The organism is Desulfosporosinus shakirovi (assembly GCF_020595055.1).
Classification (GTDB): domain Bacteria; phylum Bacillota; class Desulfitobacteriia; order Desulfitobacteriales; family Desulfitobacteriaceae; genus Desulfosporosinus; species Desulfosporosinus shakirovi.
In genome coordinates, this window is record NZ_JAJDOO010000001.1 from 231240 (window position 1) to 242664 (window position 11425).

The window sequence follows — 11425 nt, forward strand, 5'->3', positions numbered from 1 at the left end:
CTTCAACACTTATATAAAAAAGCAAGGGAGGTACGTCACAATCCCTTATAAACCAATTCCATTCAAGAGCATAAGGGATGCGGCAAAAGCAACATGGATTTATCAACTATCATTGGTATTATCGTTGGATTCGGTTTCCTTATCACTGGTTATATTTTAGAAGGGGGAACCGTCGGTTCCCTGGGGGGATTATCTGCTGCAATGATCGTTTTTGGTGGAACCGCCGGAGCGGTTCTGATCAGTTTTCCACTCTCCGACCTCAAGAACCTTCCTAAATGGTTTAAGCTTGCATTTACCTCCCAGTCCTTCGGCACCGCCGAAGCTTATGAGACGCTCATAAGATTTGCTGAAAAGGCACGGCGTGAAGGGCTGCTCAGTCTGGAACAAGAGCTTGAATCAGTGACAGATCGCTTTACTCACCAAGGAATGCAACTCGTCATTGACGGGACAGACCCCGAAATCACCAAGGAGATCCTAGAGTCCAATATTGCTGTCCTTGAGAAACGCCACAAGGTTGGGATTGCTGTTTTCGAGGCTGCTGGCGGGTATAGTCCGACCATGGGAATTGTCGGGACAGTTATGGGCCTCATCATGGTGTTAGGAAATCTATCAGACCCTGAAGCGCTTTCTCATTCTATCGCCGCTGCTTTTATAGCCACCCTATATGGAGTTGCTACAGCAAACCTCCTCTGGCTCCCCATCGCGACAAAACTTAAAATGAAAGACAAAGCAGAAGTGTCGTCCATGGAGATGGTTCTAGACGGAATCCTCTCGATTCAAGCAGGTGAAAATCCCTCTATTCTTAAAGAGAAATTAAAAACACACGTCGGCTCCGTGGTTCTCTCCGAAGATAAAAACCGAGAAGGTGTCGCCGCACCTGGTAATGCTTCTGTGAGTGAAAGCCGATGAGTAGGAAACGCGAGCATGAAGCCGAAAAGGAAAATAGTGAACGTTGGCTTCTTACATATTCTGATCTTATTACACTGCTAATGATTTTCTTTGTTGTACTTTATTCTATGAGCAAAGTAGATGCCGATAAATTTCAAGCCGTTGCGGAATCCCTTAACAAGGCACTTTCTGGAGGAGTCCCTGCAAAAATGGAGATGGCTGCAAGCCCATCCGGACCATCTCTTATACAAACCGGTACCCCCTCCGCTACTACCACCATCCCTGGCAAGGATAAGGATCCCAGCAAAACGACTGACGCTGATCAAGCAGCGGCTAATGTTAGTCAAGGGAATACCGACGCTGAAAACCTGAGCATTGAAGCAATTAAAGCCAAACTTGATAAGTTTGCGCTTGATAACGGAATTCAGTCAAAGCTAATCTCTTCCATGGAAGAACGTGGTCTGGTAGTCAGTATCCAAGAAACCTTGCTTTTTGGAAGTGGTTCAGCCGATATAACCGACCGAGCTCGAGAAATCCTTAAAAGTATCTCTACCGTCCTCGGTTCGGCATCTAACCAAATCAGGGTTGAAGGGCATACTGACAATCTGCCCATTCAAACCGCCAAGTTCCCCAGCAATTGGGAACTCTCCGTCATTCGTTCCACTAACGTCGTGCAAATTCTACAGTCAGCCGGGATTACCCCCAGTCGGCTCTCCGCAGCTGGTTACGGAGAATATCGGCCTATTGCTTCAAATGACACTATCGCCGGACAAGGCAGAAACCGGCGGATTGATCTGATTATTCTGCGCTCCAAGTATGATGTGACCGAACCTACAAACCAAACCCCAGTTTCTGGCTCACCAGCCCCTGTCCTAACCCCTTAGAAAGCAAGCGTTCGTACCGCTTGGTACATGATTTCTGTAGCCAAGTAAATCTGTTCAGATTTTATGAGTGCGATAGTGTCTTCAGTGGTATGATTTTTGTACAGCCATTCCTGGGCTAAGAGCGTCGCCGCCGGAATACCCTGTAATGCAAAACTGACGGAGTCACTATTATGACCTGCTCTGGGGGTTAATTGGGCACTGGCACCACATTTAGTTGCAGCTTCTTGAATGGCATCTACGGCTGGATTTTTCCCATCCCCCCAGAGTGCAAAATTTCCAACCATTCCATTTCCTACGGAGTCAGCATTCAGAACCGCGTGTATCTGGTTAAGGGTAAATGAAGGAGATCGGACAAAGGCTTGAGACCCTACAAACCCCATCTCTTCAGCACTCCAAAAAGCGATAACAATCGTGCGTTTTGGGACCTCTGCTTCTCGGATGATCCTCCTTATTACATCAAGTATACAGCCAACACCAGAGGCATTGTCATTGGCTCCGGGGTAGACTTGCTCCTCGAAAACCCCCAGGTGATCGTAATGTGCTGAAAGAAGAATAATTTCCTGAGATTCTTCTCCCATTAACCCCCCTAATAGGTTGATGCTTGGAAATCTGAGGTTTCTATTTTCCCCAGATTTAAAAGTCAGCCGACCATTAACCCTAGTTTCCACTACTGGGGGAATCGTAAATGCTTGAATAAAGCCTGTATTTGGGTCCCCCATCGGGCGTAAGCCCAGCATACTCAATTGAGAAGCTAAATACTCAGCAGCCTTCGCCTCTCCTACAGATCCCGCCTTACGCCCTTGCATTTCGGGGGCGGTTAAAGCGTAGATATCATCCATGGCCGTGCGATTTAGGATTTCATAGTTGATCTTATTATTTGATTTAATCTCAGGGGGCAGCAAGAGTTCAATCGGCGGACGCCCCAGACTCGTCTTTATGGCCTCTCCAAAACGAGTCGGCAAAAAACTCCAAGGTAATATAATTGCTCCAAGCCCAAGTATTGTTTTTAAAAAAGCTCTGCGCGTTTGCATGATTAATCCTTTCTAAGAGGAGAATGACCTATGTCTATACGTATCAATTCACCACATCAAACCCTGACTCCTAATCTCGATTCTCAGAGTTCCTTGGAGCGTAACAGCGATTTTAACAGTATCTTATCCAAGACTCAAAAAATCCAGAGCGTCGAACTCCAATCCTTTCTCGAGCGCCTGGGGGTTCAAGGGAAAAAATTAGCTCAATCCCTTTCAATCGGTGACCTTAAAGACTTTCGTGATATGGTTAAATCCTTCCTGCGATCAAGCTTTGGACAAAGCCGCAAAATGCAGGAAGATACCTCTTGGGATTATCAAGGTCGCCCTAAGGTCATGGCCCGTGTCGGAAAAATCGACGAAGCGTTGGATGAACTCGGAAAACAGCTCCTGGATGAGCAAGCCAAACCCCTCGAAATTTTAACCAAGATTGATGAAATTCGTGGATTGATCGTTGATCTTTTTGCCTAAGAAGTTGTTATTCTTTACTATTCGCCCAAAAACCCTAAATCTCTTCTTTTTAACATAGAAAGCCTTTAATTAATCACGAAAGAGGTGTAACCCCTTTGTCCACATCAATATCCAATACCTACGAAGACTTTGTTAAAGGGTTCCACCCCAAGAGCGGCTTAGATCTTAAGTTTTACAAGCAAAACCAGATGCAGCGGCGAATTCTTAGTTTTATGAATTCCCACGGACATCCGACCTATCCGGAGTTTTTGAAAGCACTAAATTCTGACCCGGTATTATATGACGCCTTCTTCAAACATTTAACCATTAATGTCTCTCAATTCTTTCGGGATGCGACTCAATGGAAAACCCTTCGAGAAACGATATTCCCTTTACTCCTCCAAAATAAAACGCCTTTGAAACTTTGGAGCGCGGGATGTTCCAGCGGCCAGGAGCCTTACTCACTGGCCATGACAATGATGGAATATTTCTCGATCGCTAAGTTTAGCATACTGGGTACAGATATTGATGTCAATGTCCTGCTTCAAGCCAAAGAAGGCCTCTATAAACAAAATGATTTTGCGAGCACTCCGCCAGAATTCCTGCAAAAGTATTTTACCCCATCTGACAAAGGACATCAAATTAACGATTCTGTCAAGAGGCAAGTCAGTTTCCAACCTCAAAACCTGTTAACCGATCGTTTCCAAACCGGCTTCGATTTCATAGCCTGTCGCAATGTCGTCATTTACTTTACTGAAGAAGCCAAAGAAATGCTTTACAAAAAATTCACAGACTCCCTGCGCCCTGGTGGAATTCTCTTCACCGGCAGCACCGAACATCTCTTCGGACTAAATCATCTTGGCCTTAAACCCGTTTCCTCCTTCTTTTACCAAAAACAGTGAACTCGTTCAGCTAAAGCTGAACAAGGGGCATATCCACAGAGGAATACATTCGCACCCTAAGATGGAATCCACCTCCTTCGCGCCAAATGTTCCTATTGGGAAAGGCGCTCGGCGATACTTTCCAACTGGAGACTATCGTCACTGAAGTAGAAAAGTTCTTGATCCATAATTAGGGGCTCTGACTCATTATATTAATGAATCAGAGCCCCTTTAAGTACTTCACATAAAAGACGTTGGGCATTCTCTCTCATACTGTTGTACAAATTCTTCCAGTGGATAAGTAATACCTTTACCGTTAAACTCCAATGATACCTGCTGGGCATTCGGATTAAAACCGATGAACTTCATTCCGAGTAGTTTGGCCATTTTAGATAATTCAATCCGCGTACCTCGCCCGAAATCCTGAAAATGCATCCAACAACACGCCCCTTTTTTAGTCTTGTCATTGACTTCAAAAAAATAATGGGTATCCCATTTGGAACGCTTAGAATTTCTATCAAGTGGAAGGAAATATCGGAGTTATTCTGTTAACTCTAGCTTAACATATCCTATTCAGGATATCCATTCAACTCTCTGAATCTAAGATATGATTTTTTAATACTTCTAAACAATCATTAAGTTTGTCCCCATAATCCTAAGACACTCATTCCAGCCAAAATCAGCAAGCATCCTAGGATTTTTGGCAAGGTCAGAACTTCATCTAGAAAAAAAGTTCCGTAGAGAATTGCAATCACATACCCCAAAGAAACAAGCGGGTAGGCATAGCTGAGCTCCCAGCGTGAGATCACAACCAGCCAAAGAACAGAACTTACACCAAAACAAGCAAACCCAAGAAATATTGCAGGTGTTAATATAATTGATCCCAATTGTCTCCAAATTCCGGTAACCGATACTCTCCCATACTCAACCATACCCAAACGAAACAAAAACTGTCCTGTAGCCCCTAATAATATGGAAAACAAGGCAACGGCTAAGGGACGCACTTCAGAAATTAAAGACATTCAATCAAAACTCCTTGAAATTTAGACTCCGGATCTAAATATAGATAATAATTAAGTTTTCTCAATCTGACCTTTATTTATACTCTACATCAAATCCTAATAATGTATTCATTTCTAAATCATTTCAAGCCTCAATGAAAATGTTTTGAAGTCTACAAAATATTATGATATATTTCTCTATAAATGCGAAAACTTTCATAACATTATGATTTTAGAGAGAAGGGGAGAAAAAACACTATGACAGTCAAAGCTGAATTACTAGAACTTGTGGAGAAAATGAATACTAATCCCGAGCATATCGCTTCTGAAAAAGACCGTATCTTCCAAATTAATCTAGAGGAAAGCGGTGAATTACAAATTGTCTTTAAAGCTGGTCAAGTGCAAATGATTGAAGGACCTGCTCCAGACGCAGAAGTTACCCTCATTATGAACGAAAAAAATTTCTCCAAATTATTGAAAGATAAGTTAAATACTACAATGGCATTTATGACTGGTGGGTTAAAGGTTGAAGGCAAATTAGGTTTGGCCTTAAAACTCCAAGAAATCGTTAAACTGTATCAGTAAAGAAACTGTGCCTTCGTTGATGAATGAACCTTCACCCATAAAGATATTTAATTGTATATTGATTTTAAAAACAACCATTTACTTCTGTAATTTTATTGCAAAATAAAACTTATGGGAAGCGGCTATGCATAATTATGCAACAACCAGTTTCCCATAAGCATTGCAAAGTCAACCTATAAGCCGAGTTCTGTCCCTCCCTACAGAGGTGATGATCATCTATCTCGAACCGCCGTTACCGACGGCCTCTAGCGACCTTACCCGGGAACAAAAACGGGCCGTTCATAGTTCCCCTATTCAGTCTTGCTCCAGGTGGGGTTTACATGGCCAGCCAGTCACCTGACTACCGGTGAGCTCTTACCTCGCCTTTCCACCCTTACCATCCAGAGGTCAGTCGTCGGAAGCCGGATGCCGGAATTAGAACTAATTATTTCTGACCTCCGACCTCTGAAGACTGGCCTCTGTTTTGGCGGTATCTCTCTGTTGCACTTTCCTTGGGGTTCCCCCCACTGGGCGTTACCCAGCACCTTGCCCTATGGAGCTCGGACTTTCCTCAGAGGCGACCTTTCGGTCCATACCCCCGCGATCATCTGGTTGGCTTCGCTTAGTTATCTTACTAGATAAATAGGTTTTGGTCAAATGGATAGTATTGGCTAATTCACTTTGTGTTTCTGCTCTGCCATTTCTTCAATTTCATCATCAATGTCCATCAGTTCGGTTAACCATTTAGCACGATTAGCATAATCCTCTTGAATATTGGTTAAAACCTTTTCACGTTGAAGACGCAGAATTTCAGTTCGATTCATCATTAGACATTTCTCCTTTCAAATGCTTGTATCGAAGGATCAATAAATCTTCTTAATAGGGCCTGAGTATTTCTTTGGAAGGACTCTATTGTTTCTATTATCAGATTATTCCTTACAACCTTATAGTAATATATTTCACAATTGATGTCAAGTGGTAATTATTTCTTTCACAAGCAAAGTTCTAGTATATTTATTTTCTTAATCAAAATTCCCTATGGAGACGAGGCGTCTCTCCATAGGGAATCTCAGTTTAAAGCCAGGGCGAGCGATTAACAGAGCTCACTTGAATTTCAATTCCCTGAAGGGATTTTTCTGCCGACAAATAGTCATATATTGATCTAAGCATGGGTGCCTCACTCAAGAAATGCCCCAGATCTCCAACAGCCATTCCACCTTCAAGTGCATCAAGGACGGCATGATGATCAACGTCACCTGTAATGAGCAGGTCAGCGCCCTTAAACAAGGCCTTGGGTACGAATCGTCCCCCACTGCCATTAACGATAGCTACTTTCCTTACTTCCCTCTCTACGGATCCGGCCAAGCGAACTCCGGTTAGTTCATAGGCCTGGGAATAGACTCCTGACTCTTTCAATTTATCCAAAAAGTTCTGCCATAAAACTCCTAATTTTTCGGGATGTGTTAGGTATCCGCTTACCCCATATCCGCGTTCCTCACTGTTACGGCTTGTAGTAACATCATACACCCGCTCCAAAGGCTCCATCTTTTCCAACCCAATTAATTCGCCAAGGACTCGACTCGGAGAAACTACAGACTGATCTAAATTCGTGTGCGCAGCATAATATCCGATCTCATGTTGTAAAAGACGGAGAGGGACTTGAGCCGCAGCGTTATCTGCTCTTAAATTTTTCAGGGGCCGAAAAATAACGGGGTGATGTGCCACGATGAGTTGGGCATTTAAAACTTTTGCTTCTTCGACCACTTCCAACGTCCCGTCTAAGGTAATAAGGATGCGTTCGATAGTTTTTGAACCGCTTCCGACAAGTAATCCCACATTGTCCCACTCCTCAGCCCAGGATTTCGGAGCTAACTTTTCTATTAACTGAGCAACTAATCCAACTGTTACCGCCATTCACGCATTCCCTCCACTAAAGCCAGTGTTAGTGAAACTTCACGAATTTTTTCCACAATCTCCGGGCTTTTTGATTTTTCCATCTGCTTCAACTGCCTCAATAATCTGCCTCTGTAGTCCTCAAACAGCTTGTTCAGGAGATTCGTGGGCTCTCCCAAGACCAGAGGCCCAAAATGCCATACAAGCCTGTGTACTAAGCTTTTAAACTCCGCCTCCGGCATCTGTTCTTCTCTCTCTGCTATAACCGGGTGCAAACGATCACACCATGTCTCTTCGATCTCGATCAGTTCGGTCATTTTCCATCCAGCTTCCTTAGAAAAAGCCATCACGACATAGATTCGATCTTCTTCTTCCACCAACAGCTCTGCCAACAGATGCCACCCTTCATCCAGCAACGTCAAACGAACGGCGCCTTCCGCTCCCTGCGGTTGAACGATAATATCAGTCACACCCTTTAAAATGTCCGGCCGCGCCGAAAAAATCTCCAACATAGTTCTTCCGCCCATTCCCGCAAGGGTCAAAACATTGACTTCTCCGACCTCGAGGGGCATCAATCCATCGCCAAACCTCACATCAATGATGCCTTCTAATTTCCTCGCTTTAACCGCTGCCAAGGCGGATTGATACGGCCCTTCATGGACATCTATAGCTACTGCCTTTGCTATTTTCTGATCTTCATAGAGGGAAATCGGCAAATAAGCATGATCTGTCCCTATATCTCCAAGCTTTGCTCCCTCTGGAACAAACGATGCCACGGTTTGAAGCCGTGGACCCAAACTAACTGACACTGTCATTTTTTCACCTCGTATAGAAAACTTGGCTAAGGCCAATGCTTGTGAAAACTATCACGTAATATTATTATGCCCAAAAAGCAAGCTCATGTTTCCACATTATATCATTTTATCGGATAAAGTGCTTGTGGACAATGAAAAAAGGCGGGTAGATTTATTTAATCTATCCCGCCTTTTCATGACACTTACGTAATTGAGGATACTTCCTTTACTCCGCTTCTGGTTCCATTGATCGAGAAGGTTTAGCATCCGAGTCAACTAAGAACTCAATCAGGTAAGGACGATAGGCACTAAATGCACGTGTTAAGGCATCAGTGACCTGTTCAGGTTTTTCTATCGCTTCTGCCTCTAGGCCCATTCCTTTAGCTGCGGCAGCAAAGTCCGGTTCCTTTCTAAAAACAACGATCACTACCGGAATATCATGTTTAACGGCCGTTGCAAGCTCCTCAAAAGACACACCTAAACTTGCATCCCCTAATAAATTCACCACTTGGCGTTGCGGATAAGCTAACTGAGCACCCATTGCCGCACCTAGACTCCACCCCATGGCACCAGTGCGATCAATTAAAAACCTTCGCGGTTCATGTGCATCATATAATTGAGAGGCCCAAATTTGGCCTAATCCGCAGTCCAAAGTCACAATTGCATCTGGTCGAATCCCTTTTCTGACCTCTGTAATCATCTGCTGCGATTTGAGGAGACTAGTCCCAGAATCCGTTTGACGAGCCAAGTTGGTTTTTTCTATCTGAAGAGATTCAATTCTTTTTAAAGCCTTTGTATTAGGTTTATACTCTCGACTGCGGATAATATTGTGTAACTTCAAGATGAACTTCTTTACATCTGAAGCTATTGCTAACTCATCAGGAACACGGTGAGAGAACGAGAGCTCTTCTTCAGCGATATTGATGTTAATTATCTTACAGCCTTCTTCGAAAAATTTTCTCCCCCCCGTGCTCCGACTGTCAAACCACTCACCTAGATTTACGATAAGATCGGATTCCAGAATGGTTTTATTTCCAAGCGGAGTTTGGCACACTGGTCCTGCCATCCCCGCATAGAGGCGGTGATAACTAGGAAAACCATCTTTCCCCAGGAGAGAGGAAACTATCGGGATCTCAAGTAATTGAGCCAAGCCTATAAGTTCGTCGCTTACATCCCCTGCAACTCTTCCTCCAACCAGAAGAACAGGCCTTTCTGCTTTCTCAATCATTGTGAATACTTCTTCCAGTTGGCTGTCGCTCACTTGTACTAAGTCAATAGGTTCTCCCTTTTCTTCTCTCAGATAGTCTTCGAGGTCAATCTTGAGTAATCCCTTTTGTACATTGACAGGAATATCTATTAAGACCGGTCCCTTCCTACCCTGGGTCGCTAATCTCCAAGCCTCACTCATCACTTTGGGTAAGTCATCCGCCTTAGTGACTTGATAGGCAGCCTTAGTAACTGCACGAGCCATTTTTACTATCGGTACCTCTTGAAAGGCATCCTTTCCTATTAGGTTTGTGGTTACTTGACCCGCAAGGAGAATTAATGGAATAGAATCTCCGTAGGCACTATCAAGACCTGTCAGGAAAGCTGTGCCTCCAGCAGATGTGAGCGCGCAAATCCCTACTTTTCCCGTCGATCTGGCATAGCCTTCCGCCATAAATATTGCAGTTTGCTCCTGATGAACATTAATTGCACGCATGTGTTCCTGCTCAAGTACTGCGTCATAAAAGGGAAGAATAGCGGCTCCAGGAATGCTAAAGACATGGGCAGCTTCCTTTTTCTCTAAAAATTTCACAATGAACTGAGCCCCTGTCATTTCGACGTCTTTTTCTAACTCATCTGCAAAATAGTGTTTTACTTTTTCTTCTATTCCCCAAAGCGCCATATCTGTCTCCCCCTTTAAAATTTTTTCTCCGGTCGAAGTTTTATAATAATGACCCTGTAAACAACAACATCGTTTTAATTAGTAAAACGATGTTTTACATAATGGTCAAACTCTTCCTTTGTCTTGTTTATCTATATGTTTTACATTAGCTGAACCCGTTCACTAAAATTACTTTTACGTATCGCTCCGGGACTCAGTCTTCTAAATATTTTGTTTCATATAATAAAACATTGTTTCAAAGATATGTTAAAAAGAAAAGGCATCCGTGCCCTAGCTTTTCTTTATGCTAATATTCTATCATATTTTCCCTCTTGCAGGCAATACTTCGTCTTCTTATTCTACATAAAATTGGACTTTCACATCATTCTTAGCTTCGATAACTAAACAAACATCTTCTTCTCTTGGATCGTAATTCACAGCAGTAACATCGTCCAAATTAATCCAAAACACCTCATTCTCAGTGCTCCATACTGAGACCTTATCATCAGCTACATCAATATTTCCTACAACTCCAAAATCCATAGTACACTCAATCACAGAAATGATCTCAATACACTTCAGGTTCTTGCCAAACAACTTCTCTCTGAAAAATTTTACGAATTCAATCTTCGAGGATAAGGTTATCATGTCGCTCCTCCAATCATTCCAGGTATTCAGCTTAATGTAATAAAAGAACCCAGTGACCTCAGTCAATGGGTTAAGCTTTCAGTCTTTATTTTGTGAAATCTATATTGGTGGGCGATACTGGTCTCGAACCAGTGGCCTCATCCGTGTGAAGGATGCGCTCTACCGCTGAGCTAATCGCCCCAGTATTTAATGCGCGATGTCCGTAATCAAATGCTCTAGGCATGTAGATTATACTTTGTCTCTAAATTAATTAGGAATACCCACCGTTTCTGGCCTCCGACTTCTGGCCTCTGAAATGGTGGGCCCACTAGGATTCGAACCTAGGACCAACCCGTTATGAGCGGGGGGCTCTACCGCTGAGCTATGGGCCCTAATAAACAAAGAATAAAAATGGCTCCCCGAGTAGGACTCGAACCTACAACCTACCGGTTAACAGCCGGTTGCTCCACCATTGAGCTATCGAGGAATGCTCTTGCACGGGTTATTATACGTAATTCATGCTCTATAGTCAAGTCTTAAATTAAAAT

At 43.3% G+C, this 11425-nt stretch carries 13 protein-coding genes, 3 tRNA genes and 1 other RNA gene; 5 read left to right on the forward strand and 12 right to left on the reverse strand.

Annotated features, from left to right (window positions below; genetic code table 11):
• The first annotated feature begins 93 nt into the window (after positions 1-93).
• Both LJE72_RS01180 and LJE72_RS01185 read left to right on the forward strand, forming a co-directional pair.
• Positions 94-909: a flagellar motor protein gene (locus LJE72_RS01180; RefSeq protein WP_229245452.1), complete on the forward strand. Its 816-nt coding sequence runs from the start codon at positions 94-96 to the stop codon at positions 907-909.
• The gene (locus LJE72_RS01185; protein WP_229245453.1) at positions 906-1772 is read left to right on the forward strand and encodes a flagellar motor protein MotB; all 867 of its coding nucleotides are present in this window, start codon (positions 906-908) and stop codon (positions 1770-1772) included. The genes LJE72_RS01180 and LJE72_RS01185 overlap by 4 nt, the downstream gene beginning before the upstream one ends.
• On the opposite strand, the gene LJE72_RS01190 is transcribed toward LJE72_RS01185, so the two are convergent.
• Complete coding sequence (locus tag LJE72_RS01190; protein WP_229245454.1) at positions 1769-2803, reverse strand: M28 family metallopeptidase; 1035 nt, start codon at positions 2801-2803, stop codon at positions 1769-1771. The genes LJE72_RS01185 and LJE72_RS01190 overlap by 4 nt on opposite strands.
• Before the next feature lie 30 nt (positions 2804-2833).
• Between LJE72_RS01190 and LJE72_RS01195 the strand changes: the two genes are divergently transcribed.
• Together LJE72_RS01195 and LJE72_RS01200 are read left to right on the forward strand one after the other, a co-directional pair.
• A complete protein-coding gene (locus LJE72_RS01195; RefSeq protein WP_229245455.1) occupies positions 2834-3271 on the forward strand; it encodes a YaaR family protein in 438 nt (145 codons plus the stop codon).
• Positions 3272-3366: 95 nt separating this feature from the next.
• Positions 3367-4152 carry a CheR family methyltransferase gene (locus LJE72_RS01200; RefSeq protein ID WP_229245456.1) on the forward strand — a complete coding sequence of 262 codons (786 nt, stop codon included), beginning with the start codon at positions 3367-3369 and terminating at the stop codon, positions 4150-4152.
• A gap of 219 nt (positions 4153-4371) precedes the next feature.
• On the opposite strand, the gene LJE72_RS01205 is transcribed toward LJE72_RS01200, so the two are convergent.
• Complete coding sequence (locus LJE72_RS01205; RefSeq protein ID WP_229245457.1) at positions 4372-4566, reverse strand: hypothetical protein; 195 nt, start codon at positions 4564-4566, stop codon at positions 4372-4374.
• 200 nt (positions 4567-4766) lie between these two features.
• On the reverse strand, positions 4767-5153 hold the full coding sequence (locus LJE72_RS01210; RefSeq protein WP_229245458.1) for an EamA family transporter: 387 nt from the start codon (positions 5151-5153) through the stop codon (positions 4767-4769).
• Between the two features lie 237 nt (positions 5154-5390).
• On the opposite strand from LJE72_RS01210, the gene LJE72_RS01215 reads away from it, so the two are divergent.
• Positions 5391-5717 carry an SCP2 sterol-binding domain-containing protein gene (locus LJE72_RS01215; protein ID WP_229245459.1) on the forward strand — a complete coding sequence of 109 codons (327 nt, stop codon included), beginning with the start codon at positions 5391-5393 and terminating at the stop codon, positions 5715-5717.
• A 160-nt stretch (positions 5718-5877) separates the two neighbouring features.
• Here LJE72_RS01215 and rnpB read toward each other — a convergent pair.
• From rnpB to LJE72_RS01260, 9 genes are all read right to left on the reverse strand, one after another.
• Positions 5878-6316: RNase P RNA component class A (rnpB, locus tag LJE72_RS01220), an RNA gene on the reverse strand.
• A 51-nt stretch (positions 6317-6367) separates the two neighbouring features.
• Positions 6368-6523 carry a hypothetical protein gene (locus LJE72_RS01225; protein WP_200797870.1) on the reverse strand — a complete coding sequence of 52 codons (156 nt, stop codon included), beginning with the start codon at positions 6521-6523 and terminating at the stop codon, positions 6368-6370.
• A 247-nt stretch (positions 6524-6770) separates the two neighbouring features.
• Positions 6771-7610: a Nif3-like dinuclear metal center hexameric protein gene (locus tag LJE72_RS01230; RefSeq protein WP_229245460.1), complete on the reverse strand. Its 840-nt coding sequence runs from the start codon at positions 7608-7610 to the stop codon at positions 6771-6773.
• Positions 7601-8404 carry a tRNA (adenine(22)-N(1))-methyltransferase gene (locus LJE72_RS01235; protein ID WP_229245461.1) on the reverse strand — a complete coding sequence of 268 codons (804 nt, stop codon included), beginning with the start codon at positions 8402-8404 and terminating at the stop codon, positions 7601-7603. Before LJE72_RS01235 ends, LJE72_RS01230 begins: the two co-directional genes overlap by 10 nt.
• A gap of 205 nt (positions 8405-8609) precedes the next feature.
• A complete protein-coding gene (locus tag LJE72_RS01240) occupies positions 8610-10271 on the reverse strand; it encodes a thiamine pyrophosphate-binding protein (RefSeq protein ID WP_229245462.1) in 1662 nt (553 codons plus the stop codon).
• A 333-nt stretch (positions 10272-10604) separates the two neighbouring features.
• Positions 10605-10898, reverse strand: coding sequence for a hypothetical protein (locus tag LJE72_RS01245; protein WP_229245463.1), 294 nt, complete (start codon positions 10896-10898; stop codon positions 10605-10607).
• A 105-nt stretch (positions 10899-11003) separates the two neighbouring features.
• A tRNA-Val gene (locus LJE72_RS01250) sits at positions 11004-11078 on the reverse strand.
• Between the two features lie 116 nt (positions 11079-11194).
• Positions 11195-11269: transfer RNA gene (locus tag LJE72_RS01255), tRNA-Ile, on the reverse strand.
• Between the two features lie 20 nt (positions 11270-11289).
• A tRNA-Asn gene (locus LJE72_RS01260) sits at positions 11290-11364 on the reverse strand.
• Between the last annotated feature and the right edge of the window lie 61 nt (positions 11365-11425).

Excerpts from the sequence above, each read along its gene's own strand:
- LJE72_RS01230 (WP_229245460.1), bottom strand. The coding sequence starts at position 7,610 with ATGGCGGTAACAGTTGGATTAGTTGCTCAGTTAATAGAAAAGTTAGCT.
- LJE72_RS01185 (WP_229245453.1), top strand. The coding sequence starts at position 906 with ATGAGTAGGAAACGCGAGCATGAAGCCGAAAAGGAAAATAGTGAACGT.
- LJE72_RS01240 (WP_229245462.1), bottom strand. The coding sequence starts at position 10,271 with ATGGCGCTTTGGGGAATAGAAGAAAAAGTAAAACACTATTTTGCAGAT.
- LJE72_RS01180 (WP_229245452.1), top strand. The coding sequence starts at position 94 with ATGGATTTATCAACTATCATTGGTATTATCGTTGGATTCGGTTTCCTT.
- LJE72_RS01225 (WP_200797870.1), bottom strand. The coding sequence starts at position 6,523 with ATGATGAATCGAACTGAAATTCTGCGTCTTCAACGTGAAAAGGTTTTA.
- LJE72_RS01195 (WP_229245455.1), top strand. The coding sequence starts at position 2,834 with ATGTCTATACGTATCAATTCACCACATCAAACCCTGACTCCTAATCTC.
- LJE72_RS01190 (WP_229245454.1), bottom strand. The coding sequence starts at position 2,803 with ATGCAAACGCGCAGAGCTTTTTTAAAAACAATACTTGGGCTTGGAGCA.
- LJE72_RS01210 (WP_229245458.1), bottom strand. The coding sequence starts at position 5,153 with ATGTCTTTAATTTCTGAAGTGCGTCCCTTAGCCGTTGCCTTGTTTTCC.
- LJE72_RS01215 (WP_229245459.1), top strand. The coding sequence starts at position 5,391 with ATGACAGTCAAAGCTGAATTACTAGAACTTGTGGAGAAAATGAATACT.
- LJE72_RS01235 (WP_229245461.1), bottom strand. The coding sequence starts at position 8,404 with ATGACAGTGTCAGTTAGTTTGGGTCCACGGCTTCAAACCGTGGCATCG.
- LJE72_RS01205 (WP_229245457.1), bottom strand. The coding sequence starts at position 4,566 with ATGCATTTTCAGGATTTCGGGCGAGGTACGCGGATTGAATTATCTAAA.
- LJE72_RS01245 (WP_229245463.1), bottom strand. The coding sequence starts at position 10,898 with ATGATAACCTTATCCTCGAAGATTGAATTCGTAAAATTTTTCAGAGAG.